We start from the raw sequence: 19,153 nt of genomic DNA, 5'->3' as shown, positions 1-19,153 counted from the left end.
TGCCCACGGTGTGAGAGCCCACGATGTAGATGCTCAGCCCAGCTGCCGGTTGACCGCCCACCGGGTCAGCGCGTTCCGGTTCGACTGCTGGGTCTTGCGGAGCACGTTGGACGCGTGGGTTTCGACGGTCTTCACGGAGATGAAGAGTTCTTCGGCGATCTCGCGGTAGGTGTAGCCGCGAGCCAGGAGTCGCAGTACTTCGAGTTCGCGTTTGGTGAGCGAGTCGAGTTCGGGATCCAGGTGCGGTTCGGGTACCGCGGACCGCCCGGTGAACGAGTCGAGAACGAACCCCGCGAGCCGCGGGCTGAACACGGCGTCGCCTTCGGCCACCCGTCGTACCGCGTCGGCGAGTTCCGCGCCGCCGATGGTCTTGGTGACGTAACCGCGTGCACCGGCACGGATGGTGGCGATGACGTCGGTGGCCGCGTCCGACACCGACAACGCCAGGAACACGGGGGCCTCGGAGCCGAGGGCGTCGGTCACGCCGCGCAGGACGGCGACGCCTCCCCCGCCGGGCATGTGCACGTCGAGCAGCACCACGTCGGGTCGGGTCGCGGTGATCTGCGCGATGGCCTCGGGAACGGTTCCGGCGTCGCCGACTACCTCGAGCCCGTCCTCGCCGGCGAGTTCGGCGCGCACCCCGGAGCGGAACACTCCGTGGTCGTCGACGAGGAACAGTCGGTACAGGCTCATGCGATCTCCTGATCGTTCCCGGGGCGAGGTCTGTCGACGGCCGGATCGGCGGCAGTGTGCTCGGCCGTACGCGGCAGCGTGAGGGCGACGTTGGTGCCGCGTCCCGGCGTCGAGGTCACGCGCGCCGTCCCGCCTGCGCGTTCCATGCGGGCGCGGATCGACCGGCTGATGCCCTGCCGGTCGGGGTCGACGGCGTCCAGGTCGAAGCCGACGCCGCGGTCGCGCACGAACACTTCCACTTCGCCGTCGGCAACCTCGCAGTACACGTCGATGGTGTCGGCGCCGGAGTGTTTGGCGGCGTTGACGAGTGCTTCACGGGCGGCGGCGACGAGGGCGCCCCAGTCGCGTGCGCGTGCCGGGTCGCGGAGCTCGTCGACGGTCACGTCGCCGACGGTCACGGTCTCGATTTCGGGACCGTACGTGTCTTCGACTTCGGCGGCGACGACGCTGATCGCGGCGGCGAGCGATTCGTTGGGGCGGGCGTTGTCGCCGAACAGCCACTGCCGCAGTTCACGTTCCTGTCGACGGGCCAGTTTCGCGACGGTGTCGGGTCGGTCGGCCTGTTTCTGGATCAGGGCGAGCGTCTGGAGTACCGAGTCGTGCAGGTGGGAGGCGATCTCTTCGCGTTCGTCGGTGCGGATGCGGGCAGCGCGCTCTTCGTTGAGGGCGCGCAGCATCTTCATCCAGACGGGGACGGTGAGCAGGACGCTGCCGACGACGGTGACGAGGACGGCCACCAGGATCGGGTTCATCCCGGCGAGCGGGGTGTCGGGCGAGACGACCATGAGCACGAGGCCGCCGACCACGAACAGCGCGCCGAACACGAGCCGCGTCCACGTGATGAGTCGGGAGTGGGACGACGAGATCCCGGTGACGTCGGCTTCGCGCCAGACGAGCGCCGCGCCGCCGAGGACGAACAGGATGGCGAGCATCGATTGGGCGGGTGCGCTGGTGGCGACCATTCCGTTGGCGGCGAGGGCGATCACGCCGATCACGATGAGGCCGTAGGCCTGTCGTCGTTCGCGTGGTTCGACGTGGGTCGTGTCGTCGCCCGACGGGCAGAAGAACCACAGGAGTGCGTAGGCGAGGACGCCCGCGCCTGCGAGGGCGGCGAGGACGACGAAGACGACGCGGACACGGAACACGTCGACGCCGAGGTGGTCGGCGACACCGCCGCACACCCCGGCCACCACCTTGCCGCCGCTGCGTCGCTGCAGCCGCGGTTCGGCTCCCGTGCGAATCTCTGACTTCATTGATTCGATAGTGGCACGTTCGGGCGGGTTCGCACATCAGGGACGATCTCAGGGTTTAGCCCGATTCGCCCCACACAGTCGGCGCGCAAAGATGATCAGCATGAACGCTTCGACTATCCAGAGCATGTGGAACACCAGGCCGGTGCGCCGTCGTTCCGGCAACACCATCGCCGGTGTGTGCGTCGGTATCGGCGACCGGTACCGCGTGGATCCCACACTGGTGAAGGTCGCCTTCGTCGTCGCCGCACTGTTCGGCGGCAGCGGCGTCATCGTCTACATCGCGGCGGCGATCGCGTTCCCCGCCGACGACGAGCGGAACCCGCACCAGGCGTCGGGCGATCCGATGCAGAACCGGCACGTCCAGTGGATGCGGCACCGGACCTCGAATGGCAATCTCCGGTGGATTCCGTTGGCTGTGTTGGCGGTGATCGCGGTGTCGATCATCGGGATGCAGAACTTCTGGGGGTCGAGCGGTCTGCTGGGTGGGCTGTTGATGGCCGCCGGCTGGTGGCTGCTGTATCAGCGGACTCCGCAGGCTCCCGCGGGAACGTCGGCCGATCAGCTGGTGGACGCGCAGGTCGCCGCCGGTCAGGTGACGGTCCCGTCGTTCGACGGCGTCTCGATGACGAAGGCCGAGGCGCCTGCCGGTGGGGTCCCCACGGTTCCGCTGGAACGTTCCTCGGACGAGCCGCCGAGCTGGGATCCGTTGGGGGTAGCCAAGTTCGCGTGGGATCTTCCGGAGCCTACGGTTCCCGCCGAACCGCCGGCCCCGCGTGTGCCGCGGTCGCCGGTGACCCCGATCTTCCTCGGCCTCGCGGTGATCACGTGCGCTGCCGGCGCGGCTTTGAACGCGGCGGGCGTCGACTGGTTCTCGCCCGGCCGGATCGCGTCGCTCGTCCTCGCGGTGTTCGGTGTCGGTCTGATCGCTGCGTCGTTCCAACGACGTCGCGGCGGTTCGGGGTTGGTGCCGCTCGCCGCGGTCGCCGCGGTGGTCGCGATCATCGGCACCGGCTTGTCGGGCGTCGGCGACGCGTTCCCGAACGGCGGCGTGGGCGATCGGACGTGGCATCCGCCGACGGCCAACGATCTGCGTGACGAATACCAACTGACGGTCGGCTCGTCGACGCTCGATCTGCGCGACGTCGGCGACCTGGACCGGGACCGGACGATCGACGTCCGCCAGGGTGTCGGCGAGATCAAGATCCTCCTGCCGAACGACCTCCGGGTCCGCACGAACTGTTCGGCCGGCGTCGGCGAAGTGAACTGCATCGACGGGGTCGTGAACCCCGACGCGAAGACCCCGACTTTGACGATTGACGCGCACACCGCGCTGGGAAATGTGGAGACAGTCCGATGACCGAGCAGCAGACCACCGAAGCTCCCGAAGGCCGCCGCAACCCCTTTCTCGCGGTTCTCGGCGTCCTCGCTCTCCTCGTCGCGGGGTGGGGACTGGCCGGCGGTCCCGATATCGCCGAGACCAGCGCGATCCCGTGGACGATCCTCGTCGTAGGCCTCGTGGTGGGGCTCGGTCTGGTGATCAGCGGTATTCGGCGGCGGTAGGCGTCCGCCGGTCGGGCGGAGTCGCTCCCCCGGAATTGTCACCAGTCGCGGCTACGCTCCGACGCATGGTGGACGTAGATAAATGGCGCTTCTGGCAGTTCTTCAACACAGATGACGAACTCGAATGGATCGGCGTGATGCGCACCAAGGCGCACGCTCGGATCGACCGTCAGAAGGTCTGGACGTTGCTTCCCGGGCAGCGTCGTCTGATCGCCAACTGGTTCATCTCGCTCGATCATCAACTCGACGAGAGCGAACGGCGTTGGCACCACGACTCGATCGACGGTTGGGACTTCTGCGACGCGGCCATCATCGTCCCCGAGCCGTCGAAGGACGACGTCGAGCGTCTCTCCCGACCGGAAGCGGTCCTCACGTTCGATCAGATCGACGACATCCCGCTGATGAAGATCACCGGGAAACGGGATTACGACCGCATCATCAGCGAGCGCGGAACGTAGCTTCCCGACGACCGCGGACCGGCGAAGCCGCGTCCCAGTTGTTGGTGGTGCGATGCCGGGACCCTCACCGCGAGTCCTAGTCGCTGGGCGGCTGCACGATGGTGACGCTACGCGCGGCGCCGAGCACGGTGATTCCGACTTCGTCTGCTGCCGTGCCGAACGTCTGCGGTTGCCGGTCAGCGGGCAAGTTCAGTTCCGACAGAACACGCTCGCGGGCGAACTTCGCTGTCACGACGCCGAGTTGGTGCAGACTAGCGCCGAGCGTCTCGCGGATCGCGGTAGCCGGATCGAACGCGAGGTAGCAGGTTCCACGGTCGTCGGCGAGGTCGTACCGACCGCCACCGGAGTTCCCGAAGTACCACGGACCGAGGTCGCGACGATGCGCTCGGTACAGGCGCGCCTGCGCGGTGACGGACGTGACGGGAAAGCCGGTGAGGTCCCGGTCGCCCGGTGACTGTAGGGCGACCTGCTCGCGGGTCACGCAGTCCACCGCTCCGCATCGTTACGAGCCTCAGCTACGACAGTGGCCAGGTCGCCGCCCGCAATGAGCCAGTCGACGGGTGCCGCTCCGCCGAGTGCGGGGTGACGGGCACGGAGCCAGAACAGGGCCATCCATGGATCGTCGGCCGCGGGGCACAGGATGCGCCACACGTCGCTCAGTCCCGCAAGCACTGTGCGGTCGTCAGTGAACTGCCAGGTGGGGAACACCCACGTGCCGCGGTAGTCGTCGAGTTGGCAGGCGATGACGCTACCGACTTTGACCCGTTTGGCGAGGGCCTGCTTGCTCAGGCCGAGCCACGTGGTGAGACCGGCGGTGTCGTAGAAAGGGCCTCCGAGCTGGTCGTAGACATTGCTCGTCGGGAGGGCGGAGACCATCTTGGCCGCGATAGCGGCGGGATCGGCGAATACATCAGCGTCGACGCCGGCTTCAGCCGCGTCCGCGAACTTCTGCTCGATCTGGGCATGGAGCGCGGCGTAAAGCTGCTCCTTGCGGTCCATGAGGTCGGACATGATGAAAACCTCCTCGTGCGGCCACTCCAGGTTAAGTCAACCCAGTCAACCCGTCAACCCAGTCAACCTCATGGTCGTACTATACGAGCCCGGTACAGCGGGTGCTGCCGCCCCCCACAACGCGTCAGGCCCTCGCACCCAAAGGTGCGAGGGCCTGACGGTAGGACCCTATGGAAGTCTCACTCCCATTCGATGGTCCCCGGCGGCTTGCTCGTCACGTCGAGCACGACGCGGTTCACGTCGGGCACCTCGTTGGTGATGCGGGTCGAGATGATCTCCAGCACCTCGTACGGGACGCGGGTCCAGTCGGCGGTCATGGCGTCTTCGCTCGACACCGGGCGCAGCACGATCGGGTGGCCGTAGGTCCGTCCGTCGCCCTGCACACCGACGCTGCGAACATCAGCCAACAGGACCACCGGGCACTGCCAGATCTGGCCGTCGAGCCCGGCCGAGGTGAGTTCTTCACGTGCGATCAGGTCGGCCTGGCGGAGCAGGTCGAGCCGATCCTTGGTCACTTCACCGACGATGCGGATCGCGAGGCCGGGGCCGGGGAACGGCTGGCGGGCGACCATCTCTTCGGGCAGTCCGAGTTCGCGTCCGACGGCACGCACTTCGTCTTTGAACAGGAGGCGGAGCGGTTCGACGAGCTTGAACTCGAGGTCTTCGGGGAGCCCGCCGACGTTGTGGTGGCTCTTGATGTTGGCGGTGCCGCTGCCGCCGCCGGATTCGACGACGTCCGGGTACAGGGTGCCCTGGACGAGGTAGTCGATGGTCTTGCCTTCGGCTGCGCGGTCGCCGAGTGCTTCGGACACGACGTCTTCGAACGACCGGATGAACTCGCGGCCGATGATCTTGCGCTTCTCCTCCGGGTCGGACACGCCCGCGAGGTGTCCGAGAAAGGTCTCTTCGGCGTCGACGGTCACCAGGCGCGCGCCGGTGGCGGCGACGAAGTCGTTCTGCACCTGCTCACGCTCACCGGCGCGCAGCAGACCGTGGTCGACGAACACACAGGTGAGCCGGTCACCGATCGCGCGCTGCACGAGGGCGCCCGCGACTGCCGAGTCGACACCGCCGGACAGTGCACAGAGCGCGAGATCGTCGCCGACCTGTTCGCGCACGTCGGCGATGAGCGCGTCGGCGATGTTGGCCGCGGTCCACGTCGGTTCGAGGCCGGCAACCTCGTAGAGGAAGCGGGTGAGCACTTCCTGGCCGTGCGGGCTGTGCATCACTTCGGGGTGGTACTGGACGCCGGCCATCTGCCGCTCGACGCATTCGAAGGCCGCGACCGGGGCGCCCGGCGTCGACGCGGTCACGTCGAACCCTTCGGGCGGGCTCTGCACGGCGTCGTTGTGGCTCATCCAGACCGGCTGCGTCTCGGGAAGTCCGCGATGCAGTTTGCCGTCGCCCGACACGGTCAACGTGGTGCGACCGAACTCGCGTCCACCGGTGTTGGCGACGACTCCGCCGAGCGCGGCGGTCATCTTCTGGAAGCCGTAGCAGATGCCGAACACGGGGATGCCGAGGTCGAACAGCTTCTCGTCGATGGTCGGCGCGCCGTCGGCGTACACCGACGCCGGCCCGCCCGACAAGATCAGTGCCGCCGGATTCTTCGCGGTGATCTCCTCGAGCGTCGCATCGTGGGCAACGACCTCCGAGTAGATGCGGGCCTCGCGCACACGCCGAGCGATGAGCTGCGCGTACTGGGCTCCGAAGTCGACGACGAGGACAGGACGCGGATGGTCTGCGGATGGGTTCGTCACGGGGTCAGTCTATCGGGTGGTGCAGACAACAGTTGCCGCTGGTCAGCGTCGTCGGTTCGGAGCTCGGACGTCGCGATTTGTGATGTCACCCGCGGGCGGTGAGGCCACGTTCACGGAGTAGAGATTTCACGCCATCATGCTCGTCGAAGACGTACGCGCGAGCGAGGGCGTCGTTAAACGTTGCGGCGACGCTCGGATCGTTTTCGTCGACCGGGATCGTGAGGAGAACGTCAGCGTCGTTCCCGATGAGCAGTGCGTTAGCCACAAACACCGCCGTGCGCTTATTTCCGTCTTCGAATGGTTGGGCTTTAGCGAGGTCGACGAACAGATTCACTGCATCTTCGCGCACGTCCTGTCCGGCGACGGCGGACGCAACAAGTGACTGCAGCGCATCGTCGGTGAGTGCGTCTGGCTCATGGCGACCATGAGTGGTCGCGACCCCGATTCGTTGTGCCGCAGTCCGCAGCTGCCCCGGATGCAGTGCGCCGCTGCGTGTAATCGTCGCATTGACCTCTTTGACGAACGCAGCATCGACCGGCTGCGGTGCACGATCGATGATGAACTGCGCCGCATCTCGAAGGTCTTCGAGCAAGGCGAGGTCGGCGCGAGACGCAACGCCGTCTAGGTTTCCATCCGAAAGGAAATTCTCAGTATCGAGCCGACCCGTCGACAGTCCGTCGAATACCTTTCCGGACGAGTAGACGACTCCCGCTAGGTCACCAACGGTCAAGTCCGCCACTGCGATTTCCCTCCGCTGCCACCGAGCTCCTGACGTTTGAAGAGTACCTCTGCCCTCGGGCAGCTTCGACATGCGACAACGTCCGGCCAGTTCTCCCCTGGTCTGGGCGACCGGGGGCCCGCCATAGCTACTCTGAGGCAGAGCTTGAGTCTGTTGCCCTTCGCGCCGCATTCCCGACCACGAGCGTCCATGTCGCGTACAGCCTCCCTGGCCGCAGACGCAGCACGCCGTGTGCCACGCCACAGCGACGAGTACGCCATCAGCTAACCTGACACCTGCGGCCCGACGGACTTCTAACGCCTTGCGCTCCTTGATATGTCCCCACCCGCACGAATCGTTTCGTGCTGCCCTGGGGACTGAGAGTGACGCTGCTTCGTACGACTGCCGCCGACCCGCGGATGAGTCAACCGGATTCGTTGGTGGAGCAGTTGCTGAGCCAAATGTTGTTCACCACTGGTCACCGTGTCGGGGAGTCTGAACAGAATTCGTGGCAGCGGAGCCTTCCAGCGCTCGCAGTGGATCTTCGTGACGCGGGCCTCGACGACGTCGAGATGTTGATCGAGTACCAGATGCCGCTCACGTCCAAGCGTGCCGACGTCGTCCTGGCCGGCGTGCACCCGACGACCGGCGAGCCATCGTATGTGGTCATCGAACTAAAGCAGTGGACGGCCGCCTACTCGTTCGAGGACAGCGCCGACCTCGTCGAAGTTCCCAGCACGCCGGGCGGACCCAAGCTCAACCCGATCCTTCAAGTTCGCGGCTACTGCGATTACATCAACGACTTCGCCCGGGTGCTCCAGGACCAGCCTGACGCACTGGCAGGGGCCGCATACCTTCATAACGCGAGCGATCCGACCTTAGTCGCCGACCTGAAGAACGTTCCTGTCACGACGACGGGTCGTGTGTTCACGGCGGCCGACCGCGGAAAGTTCCACGAGTTCCTCCGCTCGCGCCTTGCTCCGCACGGCGGAAAGGCCTCGGCCGACCTACTCCTGAACTCGGCTGCGTCTCCGTCGCGCCAACTTCTCAAAGTAGCGGCGGACGAGGTGAAGAATCGCTCGCAGTTCCATCTGCTCGGCAATCAGCAATTGGCCGTCGATCTCGTGATGCACCAGGTCGATCAGGCAAAGAAGTCGAACTCGAAGCGCGTCATCATCGTCACCGGCGGACCGGGAAGCGGCAAGAGCGTGATCGCTCTGGAACTACTCGGCGAGCTCGCGCGGCAGGGCCGCACTGTTCTACACGCCACTGGGTCGCGTTCGTTCACGCAGACGCTCCGCAAGGTCGCCGGACATCGCGCACCCCGCGTGCAGAAGATGTTCAAGTACTTCAACCAGTTCATGACCGCTGACGCGAACGACCTTGACGTCCTACTCATGGACGAAGCGCACCGCGTCCGCGAGACCTCCGTCGACCGCTACACAAAGGCGTCACTGCGAACAGACCGACCACAGATCGACGAACTGATCTCCGCCGCGCGAGTCCCTGTCTTCCTGTTGGACGAGCATCAGGTGGTGCGGCCCGGCGAAATGGGTTCGCTCGAACAGATCACTGCGTACGCCAAGACCCTCGCTTTGGAGACCGTCCACGTCCCGCTCGATGCTCAATTCCGCTGCGGAGGAAGTGCCGAGTATCTCGACTGGGTCCACCGTCTGCTCGGACTGTCCGAGAACGAGCCGACCGCGTGGAAGCCCGTTCCCGAGTTCTCCGTCGAGGTAGCCGACACTCCATGGGATCTCGAGCGTCGACTTCTCGAGAAGATGGACGACGGCTACTCAGCGCGCATGACAGCCGGGTTCTGCTGGCCCTGGTCCGATCCTCGCGACGGAGAGCTGGTCCCAGACGTCGAGATCGGCGATTGGGCCCGACCATGGAATGCCAAGGGCGACAGAAGAGTCGGCGACGCTCCCCCGTCCGCGCTGTGGGCCACTCAGGATGGCGGGTTCGGCCAAGTCGGCTGCATCTATACCGCTCAGGGTTTCGAGTACGACTGGAACGGGGTCATCTTCGGACCCGACCTTCTGTGGCGCGACGGCCGCTTCATCACCGACCGCACCGCCAACCGCGATCCCGACTTCCGTAGCGCCAAGAACATCTCGGATGTGCGGTTCGACCGTCTAGTCCGTCACGTCTACAAGGTGCTGCTGACCCGCGGCATGGTCGGCACGGTCCTCTACTCGACGGACGAACAGACACGGGATGCGCTGCACCGGTTGGTGAATGCCCCTGCCTGACACCCGGACGCACAACTAAACAAAACACCGACGAACAAGCACGGCCCGACAGGCTTCCGTACAGGACACGCCTCCACCCGGAGCGAACCTGGAATAGGCATGCCTGCAAGTGACTGGATGGATCGTCAAAGTCGACAACGCAACCCCGGAGCACGCGAGATTCGCGATGGAAGACGGGTTCTGGGACATTCTGACGTACTCGACCTTTCGAAAGATGGAGCCGGGCGACGACGTCTTCTTTTGGGTAACCGGGACCAAGTCGGTTTCCGGCCTACACGGGTGGGGTCGAGTCACTCAAGCTCTCCGGCCCCTGTCCGACCCGTCCCTTACCAAAGCACGTTGGTTCAATGTCGATACCGCCAGTTACACCCATCGGTTCGCATTCGAACCCCTCGCTTCCAGCCCTGAATGGAAGCCGTCATGGAGCGAGGTCGAGCAGCTGATCGACAAGAGGCTGGCTCCGCCCGCAGGTGGAAACCCGATCGTGGAGAAGGACAAGATCGCCAGGCTTCGTGGGCTGTATCAACCAGGCGCCGAGCGAGGCGTGGACATAGATTTCACGACGAATTGGAGTCCGAGTCCGCTCGACGACGTGACGCCGTACGATGCGCAACCTGACGAAGACACGCGAGAGTTCATCAAACGTTCCATTGCGAACCGACGTGGATCTAAGAAGTTCCGGAACGCACTCCTCGCCGCCTACCACGAAGAATGCGCAGTGACACGCTCCGATGCGGTCGGCGCGCTCGAAGCCGCACATATCGACCCCTTTCGGGGCGGCAGGACCGACCACGTCCAGAACGGACTGCTACTCCGCGCCGACATCCACACACTGTTCGATCTCCACCAGTTGACGATCGGCCATGACTACCGCATCATCGTGTCCCCTGAACTTGGATCCTCCACATACCGGGACCTGGCCGGAACGAAGATCTCGCTCCCCGACAATAAGTCCCAGCACCCGGATCAGGAGGCACTCGGCCGCCACCGTGCCGACTGCGTTTGGTACTCGGGTCACTGATCTCGCGACTCGTTAGCCAGATTGCCAGTGAGGTCGAGCGACTCGTCCAACGAGACGACCGCAGCATCGGAGTTGTGACGTTCAACCGCCAGCAACAGGACCTGGTTCTCAACCTTCTCGAGGCCAGCATTGACTCGCGAGTCCGCGAGTTGCTGTCACCCGACGTCGAAGACGGACTGTTCGTGAAGAACCTGGAGAACGTCCAGGGCGACGAACGCGACGTGATCCTGTTCTCGACGGCGTTGTCGAAACCCACCGGAAAGGACCAGCTGCCGCTCAACTTCGGTCCGCTGAGTCGTTCCGGCGGCGAGAAGCGCCTCAATGTCGCGGTCACCCGTGCCAAGCGGAAGGTGGTGATGTTCAGTTCGTTCGACCCGTCCGACATCGACCTGAACCGCACCTCCGCGGTCGGCCTGGCACACCTTCGGGGCTATATGGAAGCAGCGATCGCCGGCAACGGGTCGGCGACTCCTTCCAGTTCCCGGCAGACCAACATGGTCGAAACCGATATCGCCGAAGCGTTGCGCTCCGCTGGACTCGACGTGCAACCGGCGTTCGGGATGTCGGAGTTCTGCGTCGACATCGCGGTCAAGGCGCCGAGTTCCCCGACGTGGCAGATCGCGGTCATGCTCGACGGCCCACGCTGGCGCAGTCGTGCCACGGTCACCGATCGTGATGTGATGCCAAGTCTGTTGGAGTCGATGATGGGCTGGGACGAAGTCGTTCGCGTGTGGCTTCCATCGTGGATCAATGATCGCGAGGGCAATGTGCAGACCATCGCCGACGCGGTGGCCGCGGCCGAAGCCGAACGGATCGCCCGGGAGGCCGTGGCCGAACGCGACGAGCCGACCTTAGAGGTCGCCACGGCCGACGGCCCTGAGGTGAGCCACGAGCCCGCGCCTGAGCCCACCTCTCTCGACGAAGTCCTCGTCCCGGCGAGCACTGTGCCGATCGTCGAGGCGCGGCCAGAACGTCGGCAGTCGCTGCGCGTTGCCTCCGCCGTCGTTGCGGATCTGCCGCCCAGTCCCGTCCGTCTCCTCGACAGCGGGCCAGCGGAGGTGACACCAAGCCCGTATGTGTCGGTCGAAGACACACCGCTGGGGTCGCGAGACGAACTGATGATGCATCAATCGAGCCCGCTCAGAGCCAAGATTCGGAGCGCGCTCGAAGAGACAGTACGGGTGGAGGGACCGATCCATCTCGATCAGCTGTGCGCACGCCTCGTTCGACGATTCAACTACGGCCGAGCGCGTGCCAACCAAACAGACTTCGTCCGAATGCTGGTGCCTCGCCACCAGATCCGGCGAGGTGATCTCGGCGCTTTCGTCTGGCCCGACGACAAAGACCCGCATACGTGGGCGTCGTTCAGGCGACCGGCCCCTGACGAGCGAAAGCGCCCCGCCTCCGAGATCCCGCCCGAGGAGATCGTGAACGCGCTCCTCTACTGCCTCGAAGACGCACAGCTCGACGTCGAACACCTGACGCGTGCCATGTACCAGCAGTTCGGCATGACACGCATCACAGACGGCCTCCGTGAACGTGCGCAGGCGTGCATCGATCGAGCTGTCAGCGACCAAAAGGTCACCGTCATGGCGGACGTGTACAGCCGAACACGGCCTGGCACGCCCGACTGTCGTTGATCGACTTCCTCGACACAGAACCTGCGTCAGCGAACGAGTCGTGCCACGCGAATCCACGTGGCGCCTCGTGAATGTGTCGTGGTCGACCGGTCGTGACGACAACCGGACCGTCCCACATCGTGAGGCACGTCTACTCACCGACCTCGCAGGACGCGCGTCGAACTGTATGTGGACCATCCGTCTGGAGTCGATGACGACAACGGAGAACGTGCTTCGCGGAACTGGAGTTCGTGTCCGTTGAACACTCGTTCCGCGCGCGCCGGATTGTCGGTCCTGGCTCATACACTCCACCCAATTCGATGAGAACGTTCGTGACGTCCGTGTCGCCTTCCCTTGGCAACGGGTTGATCGAACGAGGAGGCCATGATGAACACCGACGACACGAGTGCATGGCGAGCCGCGGTCGGAGGGAGGGCTGACAGCCACACGACGCCCGAGTGGATCGCCTCATGCGACTCGTACGTCCGTCGGCTGTGGGACTTCCTCGATGACCCGTCGGCTCCCCGCCTGAACGAGTCACAGACTCTCATTCGGCTTCGCGCGCTTCACTCGACGAAGGCCGACCTGCTTCGGCTCGTGGAGAAGGCCAGGGTCGACCAGATCGAAGGCCCAGACAACAGCGCGGTACAGGGAAACGAATGGTCGTTTCCTGTCGGCAGCGGCCGTACGACCCAACCGATCGGCGAACTTCGTCAGCCACGAGAAGGTTGCGACGTCTGGCGCCTACACCACCGCGCCTACTTCGCAGCCCCGACCGCGTGGCCAGGTTCACTCATCTGGTCGCTCGCCGCGTTCAAACCCGACCAATCGATCTCCGAAGACTGGGCCGAACAACAGGACGCCCACATTGCCGAAGCGGACAAGTCCGCCACCACCTACATCACCAGGTCCGACGCTAATGTCGCCGCCATCCACCACAGGATGTCGCCATGAGCATGCGTAATCACGCGACCGCCCGAACGACTTCCCCTCACTCCCGGTAGAGGTTAAGCTCTACCCATGTCCAGTTTCGATGATGCCATGGCGATGGTGGACGAGTCCGACCTCGATGCTGCCGAGGATCTCGCAAAGCATCTTGCCGCACAGGACGCCGAGTTCCTGGCAACCCTTATCGCGCACCGCACTGCCGCCGGGTTGACGCAAGCCGACCTCGCTGCCGCGTGGGGTCGGCACAAGACGGCGGTCAGCCAGTTCGAGCAGCTCGGGAACGACCCTAGGCTGTCGACGATCCGTCGGTACGCTGCGTCGGTTGGCGTCCGCTACCACCACTTCGTGTCGCTCGACGCCAACGTTCACCGCCCGGCCACCGATACGCCGGTCAGCACAGTTCAGACCACGTACTCCGACACGGATACGTGGGGACAACACCCGCCTCGCGTCGCGCAATGAGCCTGAAGCACGCACTGTCGAGCACCTCGATGCGATGGCATCAGCGGGCTGTCGTGCGCAAGTGGACCGACATCGACAGTTCCGATGCTCCGTTTCTCGTCACTGTCGCAAGCGGATCTGATGCGGACGAGGCCTCCTCACGCATCGCGGCACGAGTGCTCATCGGCGGCACGCCGGACGTGCAGACCGTGAGCCTTCGCGTCGTCGCGCGCGTGAACGACGACCAGCTCACCACAGTTCAAGATATAGAGGTCCGATTCGACTTCACACGGCCAGACCCGCCAACCGACGTCGAGCTCGCAGATCTTCTCCATGGCTGGGGCGTCGAAGTCGCGCTCGGCTACATCCGCGGAGCACTCGCCGAAGCATCGTCTTCAGTCGGCCTGCCTGCGTTGGTCCTCGACCCGCTCTACGCGCTCAGCGACGCGGACGTCGACTCCATCATCGCCAGTGCCCGCGCAGCCTCGACAATCGCCGAACCGTAGCCTCGAACCGCTGCGTAAGGCGGCAGCCTTTAAATGAACCACGACTATCGCCAAGTACAACCGAGTACATGGCCGAGATGCGCGCGTGCAGATCGCGACAGCAACGTTGACGCTGGGCGAGATCACGAGTGCTACGCGTAGCCGTCTACGTCGGCTACCCGAACTCCCCATCTCTTGCTCGCTCGGCCATTAGCAGTTCCCCGAGCATGTTCACGCCAGACTCCGAGCAGCGAGGACCGCCACATCGACAGTCACCCCAGAAGTTGTCGTGAAACGTGTTCCCCTCGACGAGTCGTGCGCTGTCCGTCGCCGCCAGCAGCTTGCGCATGTCGACGGCGACGAACTTGTGCTGGAGCACTACCTGCATCGCGCGGACACGAATGCCGGTGTCCCAGTCGGCACGCAGTCGAATTGAACGCCCGCGCCGTTTCGCCTCCGCGGGTGTCGGCGCCGCGACTACAAACTGCTGCTCCGCCGGATCAGTCGACTTCAACGCGTTAAACGCGTGTTCGGACGTGGAGACCACTCCGAGACCCGGCACGGTGAACTCCACCGCGTAGAAGTTCGACAGGAAAAAGTGCGGACCACGAAACGACTCGATTGCTTGGACTGAGACTCTGCCTGTCATGCACGAATAGTCGCATCCGGGTACGACATCTGGACCCGTGGAGACCTGCCGAGGAGCGCCGAACCAGTCACGGCGCTCCCTGTCATACAGCGACCCAGGTGTTCAACCCAGTAGATACCGCTCTCGTGGTAGTCGTCCGACTATCCCCACCGCGATCCAGTCCGACGGTAGCTATCGGAATCGAACGACGATAAGTTCACGATTTCATATGTACGACGGACAACCACATCACGCTGATCAGGCATTTCTCATTCTTCGACAGCCTATAATCAGAATCTAGCGACCTCCGATGCCGCTCTTCTGTCACCCCGAAGTCGTAAATTCCGACTACGCAGACAAACAAAATCGAGGTCAACCAATGAATCCCCTACAGCCAGGCGACCCGACCGGCCCTAACCCGGTGGGACCGCCGATGCAACCCTCCCAACCCCAATTCCTCGCAACTCCACCTCCCGCGGGCAGCCCACCGCCCGTGTTCACGACCAGCGGACAACCGGCGCCGAGAAGGTCACGGCGGAGGATCGTCTTCGCCGCGATAGCCGCCTTGCTCATCGCGGGGGCCAGCGGAGGAATCGGGTATGCGTTCGGGTCCAGCGGCACCGAACCAACCACAACCTCGGCGTCGATCGAGGACGAGACGCTGCCGGTGGCCGACGAGACTACGCCCGAAGCGATCCCCGTGACCGCTTCAGACATCACGCTCGACGTCCTGACCGAGGAGAAGCAGTGCTTCGGCTCCGCCGGGTGCAACGTGACCATCTCACTCTCGCCTACCTACGCCGGCACGATGTCGACTCTGGAAGGACGCTCGTTCAAAGTCCTGTACGAGATCCACGGCGGCGACGACCCTATTCTCGACCGCTTTACGATGACTGGAACACGAGTGTCAATCGACGAGACGCTGTTCGTCCAGACCGCCTCCAGTGACGCCGTCATCACAGCCGAAGTCACACAGGTCATCGAAACCACCTACGGAGGCTGAGCGAGCTCCCCACGTCGACGCCCCGCACTCCGCCAAACGCTCTCACCGCACCGCTTCCGGATCATCTGCCGATCGGGTGAGCCTTCGGGCAGATCGAGGGCGCGCGTTGTGCGTCGTGGAGATCGCCCATTAAATCCACATCGTGGGTATAGTATCGCTTGCTACCCACGACGCGGATCACTCCTTGCGATGCAACCGCGCCCTCCCGATCACAGCCCCGATTCGATCCAGGAGTACCGCGATGACCGACCGATTCACCATCCCTCCCGAAGGCGTCCTTCGTGCCCGCGAGAAGCTTGTGCTCGATCACTTCCACGACGAGGTCGTGCAGGACTGGGACGCCACCCTGTCGACGTTCCCGCACCCGCACTACGAGCTGATCGCCCAGATGATCGTCCACGACGGCGATCACGAGGTGCGCGACTATTACAACGCCACGCGCGTCGCGTTCCCCGACCAACACCACGAGATCATCGACATCCGTCACAGCCACGATTCGGTGATCGTCGAGTTCTGGCTGCTCGGCACCCACAAGCGGCCGCTGGGCGCGATCCCGCCGACCGGCAGCAGGCACCGCACCCGCATGACCGCATACTTCGTGTTTGACCACAACGAGAACCCGATCGTCGAACGGATCTACTTCGACCAGCTCACGATCCTCAAGCAGCTCATTGGCGGATTGGACAAGAAGAGCCCACGAGACCTGGCGACCCTCCTCGGCGTCGCCAAGGGCGCGTTGGCCATGTCCGGCGCAGAACCCGATCCGCGACTGACCGACACGACACCACCGGACGGTCTGCGATGACGGCGCTGAAAGTCCACCACCTCAACTGCGGCACCATGCGCCCGCTCGCGACACCCGGCGGGTTGGTCTGCCACGTCCTGTTGGTCGAGACGCCGACCGGGCTGGCTCTCGTCGACACCGGTCTCGGTCTGCGATACGGAAGCGAACCCGGCAAGCTGTTCGGTCCGTCGCGCTTCGTCGTGCGTCCGGTGTTCGACGAAGCCGAAGCCGCAGTCAGACAGGTTCAGGCCCGTGGGTTCGACCCACACGACGTCCGCGACATCGTCCTGACCCATTTCGACGCCGACCACGTCGGCGGGATCGCCGACTTCCCGTGGGCGCGAATCCACTTGACCGGCGACGAAGCGACCGCCGCGCTCACGCCGCGGACGTTCGCCGAGAAGTCACGGTACCTACCGGCACAGCGCGACCACCGCCCCGAGTTGGTGCGCCACGAGCCCGCAGCCGGTGATCAGTGGCGCGGATTCGCGAGCGCCACCGAGCTGACCGAGATCGGCGACGGCATCGTCATGCTCGCGCTCCCCGGGCACAGTCGCGGACACGCTGCCATCGCCGTCGACGCCGGCCACGGTCGCTGGATCCTGCACGCGGGCGACTCCTTCTATCACTCCGGCCAGATCGGCGGCCACGGCAAGGCGCCGCTCGGACTGCTCGCTATGGAGCGCACCGTCGCCTTCGACTGGCCGAGAGTCCGCGAAAATCATGAGCGGCTCCGAGAACTGTTGGCGTCCAACGACCCTGGACTACAGATCGTCAACGCCCACGACCCGACACTTCTAGCGGCGGCGCGAGAGTCGTCGGGACAACGCGGCTAGTCGCCGTTGGTCGGATCGGCCGCGCGCGGTACTCGGCGAAGCACCGCGTCGACGCACAGCTCAACCGCGTAGTCGAACTCTCGCCGAGCGTCGAACGTCGCCAGGTACGGCGCCGCGCCCGCGACCGCCGGAAGACCGCTGGCTTCCAGAACGGCCGTGCGGCCAGCGACGTCATCGGACCCGAATGTCGGTCCCGCGTCGACCTCTCGTAGCAGCGTGCCGATCAACGTCGCGAGGGCGACGCGGAGGAGATGCACCGCCTCCCGCGCATCGAACCCTGCGGCTCGCAAGACGCTCAATACCGCTTCGACGGGTGCGAGTCCCTCGAGCGACAACATCGGCCTGGTCAGGACTAGTGCAGCGGCGTCCGGTTGCGCTAACGCTCGATCGCGGAACGCGTAGGTGATCGCCGTCAGGTCGGCCGCGAGGTCACCGGTCGGATCCGGCAGATCGAGTGCGCCCAGCAGCGCTTCGGTCACCGCATCCAACAGCCCGTCCTTGCCGTCGACGTGGTTGTAGAGGCTCTTGGGGTCGACACCGAGAACCCTCGCGACTGCGCGCATGCTGACCCCGCCCACCCCTTCGGCGTCGATCACCTGGAGCGTGGCCTGCACGATGGCGGGCTTGGACAGCAGCGGCGAGCCCTTGGGTGGGCGGCCTCGGCGTGCACTCGACCCGTTGTTCACGCTTGCAATCGTGTCATAAGTCCACGAGGTGGGTAATTGCCGATCCTGCTGCTACCGCACCCCGGGGTCAGTCGCTGTACTTGGTCAGCAACTCCGCAGGGAGATGACAAGAATCGTCGGGGAAACGCGCGAGCCGATCCTGATGCTCCTGCGCACTCCGCACGTAGTTGGCGATCGGAAGCACCTCTACCGCGATCCGATCGGCGTCGTCGCGCGCCGCGATGAACGCCCGCGCCTGGCCGAGGTGGGACGGGCTGTCGGAGTACACGCCGGTGCGGTACTTCCGACCGACGTCCGGGCCCTGCCGGTTCACGCTGTACGGGTCGATGATCTCGAAGAAGTACCCCATCAACTGCTCGACGCTCACCACGGCCGGGTCGAAGCGCGTTCGCACACACTCGGCGTACCCGTCGTAGGGGCCGTCGATGGACTGGCTTGCACCGTTGGCCCGCCCCGCCTCGGTGAAGGTCACTCCGGGCAGCGTTCCGATGAACGCTTGGACGCCCCAGAGGCAACCGCCGGCGAAGTAGATCTGCTCGCTGCTGTTCTCGCCGTCCATGGGCCGATGGTATCGATGCGCGAGGACGGGACGCGCATCGCCCCGACCGGTATCCGAACCCGATTTCATCTGTACGACTGACAGGGACAGGCCGCTGACCAGCCACTATCAGTCTGCCGATGTGTCGTCCGCGGCCATCACGTGACTACGACGACGGATCTTCTGTCGGCTCACGGGCATAGATTCCGGCTACACACGCAAAACGGAATTCGAGGACCACGATGAACCCCACACTGCCAGACGAACCGATCGGACCGAGCTATGCGGCCTCGCCGATGCACCACTCCCCGACCGAGTAAGTCGTAGGGACGACGTCGGCGGGCAGTCCACCGCCTCCGACCATGCCCCCACCATTGCCTCCGAGCGGCGGCCAGCCGCTACGACGGAAGCCACGACGAACGATCCTCCTGGCCGCAGTCGTCACCCTGCTCGTCG

General features: G+C 64.9%; 21 protein-coding genes. 12 read left to right on the top strand and 9 right to left on the bottom strand.

The features are described from left to right. Positions 1-33: 33 nt before the first annotated feature. Positions 34-693: a LuxR C-terminal-related transcriptional regulator gene (locus L5G28_RS16270; RefSeq protein WP_308191597.1), complete on the bottom strand. Its 660-nt coding sequence runs from the start codon at positions 691-693 to the stop codon at positions 34-36. Beyond that, entirely contained in the window at positions 690-1,946 is a 1,257-nt protein-coding gene (locus L5G28_RS16265) for an ATP-binding protein (RefSeq protein WP_237002434.1), read from the bottom strand. Before L5G28_RS16265 ends, L5G28_RS16270 begins: the two co-directional genes overlap by 4 nt. Positions 1,947-2,046: 100 nt before the next feature. Here L5G28_RS16265 and L5G28_RS16260 point away from each other — a divergent pair, with 100 nt between their 5' ends. From L5G28_RS16260 to L5G28_RS16250, 3 genes are all read left to right on the top strand, one after another. After that, a complete protein-coding gene (locus tag L5G28_RS16260) occupies positions 2,047-3,303 on the top strand; it encodes a PspC domain-containing protein (protein WP_237002433.1) in 1,257 nt (418 codons plus the stop codon). After that, positions 3,300-3,506: a hypothetical protein gene (locus L5G28_RS16255; RefSeq protein WP_237002432.1), complete on the top strand. Its 207-nt coding sequence runs from the start codon at positions 3,300-3,302 to the stop codon at positions 3,504-3,506. Before L5G28_RS16260 ends, L5G28_RS16255 begins: the two co-directional genes overlap by 4 nt. A 65-nt stretch (positions 3,507-3,571) precedes the next feature. Beyond that, the gene (locus L5G28_RS16250; RefSeq protein ID WP_237002431.1) at positions 3,572-3,964 is read left to right on the top strand and encodes a hypothetical protein; all 393 of its coding nucleotides are present in this window, start codon (positions 3,572-3,574) and stop codon (positions 3,962-3,964) included. Positions 3,965-4,040: 76 nt separating this feature from the next. Here L5G28_RS16250 and L5G28_RS16245 read toward each other — a convergent pair whose 3' ends face one another. The 4 genes from L5G28_RS16245 to L5G28_RS16230 form a co-directional block, all read right to left on the bottom strand. Next, a complete protein-coding gene (locus L5G28_RS16245; RefSeq protein ID WP_237002430.1) occupies positions 4,041-4,445 on the bottom strand; it encodes an RES family NAD+ phosphorylase in 405 nt (134 codons plus the stop codon). Continuing rightward, entirely contained in the window at positions 4,442-4,975 is a 534-nt protein-coding gene (locus L5G28_RS16240) for a hypothetical protein (protein WP_237002429.1), read from the bottom strand. The genes L5G28_RS16245 and L5G28_RS16240 overlap by 4 nt, the downstream gene beginning before the upstream one ends. Before the next feature lie 179 nt (positions 4,976-5,154). Beyond that, positions 5,155-6,735: a glutamine-hydrolyzing GMP synthase gene (guaA, locus tag L5G28_RS16235; protein WP_237002428.1), complete on the bottom strand. Its 1,581-nt coding sequence runs from the start codon at positions 6,733-6,735 to the stop codon at positions 5,155-5,157. Positions 6,736-6,820: 85 nt separating this feature from the next. Continuing rightward, positions 6,821-7,546 carry a Fic family protein gene (locus tag L5G28_RS16230; protein WP_237002427.1) on the bottom strand — a complete coding sequence of 242 codons (726 nt, stop codon included), beginning with the start codon at positions 7,544-7,546 and terminating at the stop codon, positions 6,821-6,823. A 290-nt stretch (positions 7,547-7,836) separates the two neighbouring features. On the opposite strand from L5G28_RS16230, the gene L5G28_RS16225 reads away from it, so the two are divergent. The 6 genes from L5G28_RS16225 (at position 7,837) to L5G28_RS16200 (ending at position 14,243) form a co-directional block, all read left to right on the top strand. Beyond that, positions 7,837-9,708 carry a DNA/RNA helicase domain-containing protein gene (locus L5G28_RS16225; RefSeq protein ID WP_372477243.1) on the top strand — a complete coding sequence of 624 codons (1,872 nt, stop codon included), beginning with the start codon at positions 7,837-7,839 and terminating at the stop codon, positions 9,706-9,708. Positions 9,709-9,817: 109 nt separating this feature from the next. Next, entirely contained in the window at positions 9,818-10,729 is a 912-nt protein-coding gene (locus L5G28_RS16220) for an HNH endonuclease (protein ID WP_237002426.1), read from the top strand. Further along, a complete protein-coding gene (locus L5G28_RS16215) occupies positions 10,711-12,369 on the top strand; it encodes a DUF3320 domain-containing protein (RefSeq protein ID WP_237002425.1) in 1,659 nt (552 codons plus the stop codon). Before L5G28_RS16220 ends, L5G28_RS16215 begins: the two co-directional genes overlap by 19 nt. Before the next feature lie 576 nt (positions 12,370-12,945). Continuing rightward, positions 12,946-13,302: a hypothetical protein gene (locus L5G28_RS16210; protein WP_237002424.1), complete on the top strand. Its 357-nt coding sequence runs from the start codon at positions 12,946-12,948 to the stop codon at positions 13,300-13,302. Between the two features lie 66 nt (positions 13,303-13,368). Beyond that, complete coding sequence (locus tag L5G28_RS16205; RefSeq protein WP_237002423.1) at positions 13,369-13,758, top strand: helix-turn-helix domain-containing protein; 390 nt, start codon at positions 13,369-13,371, stop codon at positions 13,756-13,758. Continuing rightward, the gene (locus L5G28_RS16200; protein ID WP_237002422.1) at positions 13,755-14,243 is read left to right on the top strand and encodes a hypothetical protein; all 489 of its coding nucleotides are present in this window, start codon (positions 13,755-13,757) and stop codon (positions 14,241-14,243) included. The genes L5G28_RS16205 and L5G28_RS16200 overlap by 4 nt, the downstream gene beginning before the upstream one ends. A 154-nt stretch (positions 14,244-14,397) precedes the next feature. Here the strand turns inward: L5G28_RS16200 and L5G28_RS16195 are convergent, their stop codons facing one another. Continuing rightward, positions 14,398-14,871: an NADAR family protein gene (locus L5G28_RS16195; protein ID WP_237002421.1), complete on the bottom strand. Its 474-nt coding sequence runs from the start codon at positions 14,869-14,871 to the stop codon at positions 14,398-14,400. 472 nt (positions 14,872-15,343) lie between these two features. Between L5G28_RS16195 and L5G28_RS16190 the strand changes: the two genes are divergently transcribed. The 3 genes from L5G28_RS16190 (at position 15,344) to L5G28_RS16180 (ending at position 17,473) form a co-directional block, all read left to right on the top strand. After that, a complete protein-coding gene (locus L5G28_RS16190) occupies positions 15,344-15,853 on the top strand; it encodes a hypothetical protein (RefSeq protein WP_237002420.1) in 510 nt (169 codons plus the stop codon). 241 nt (positions 15,854-16,094) lie between these two features. Then, positions 16,095-16,658: an ester cyclase gene (locus L5G28_RS16185; protein WP_237002419.1), complete on the top strand. Its 564-nt coding sequence runs from the start codon at positions 16,095-16,097 to the stop codon at positions 16,656-16,658. Further along, positions 16,655-17,473, top strand: a complete 819-nt coding sequence (locus L5G28_RS16180; RefSeq protein WP_308191986.1) for an MBL fold metallo-hydrolase — start codon at positions 16,655-16,657, stop codon at positions 17,471-17,473. The genes L5G28_RS16185 and L5G28_RS16180 overlap by 4 nt, the downstream gene beginning before the upstream one ends. Here the strand turns inward: L5G28_RS16180 and L5G28_RS16175 are convergent. Further along, positions 17,470-18,159 carry a TetR/AcrR family transcriptional regulator gene (locus tag L5G28_RS16175; RefSeq protein WP_237002418.1) on the bottom strand — a complete coding sequence of 230 codons (690 nt, stop codon included), beginning with the start codon at positions 18,157-18,159 and terminating at the stop codon, positions 17,470-17,472. The genes L5G28_RS16180 and L5G28_RS16175 overlap by 4 nt on opposite strands. A gap of 67 nt (positions 18,160-18,226) precedes the next feature. Continuing rightward, the gene (locus L5G28_RS16170) at positions 18,227-18,718 is read right to left on the bottom strand and encodes a peptide-methionine (S)-S-oxide reductase (RefSeq protein ID WP_237002417.1); all 492 of its coding nucleotides are present in this window, start codon (positions 18,716-18,718) and stop codon (positions 18,227-18,229) included. Positions 18,719-19,153: the final 435 nt, after the last annotated feature.

Origin of the sequence: Gordonia liuliyuniae (genome assembly GCF_021739025.1) — a bacterium.
GTDB classification, from domain to species: Bacteria; Actinomycetota; Actinomycetes; order Mycobacteriales; family Mycobacteriaceae; genus Gordonia; species Gordonia liuliyuniae.
The sequence above is the reverse complement of the archived record's forward strand: the minus strand, read 5'-3'. Positions and strand labels throughout refer to the sequence as shown.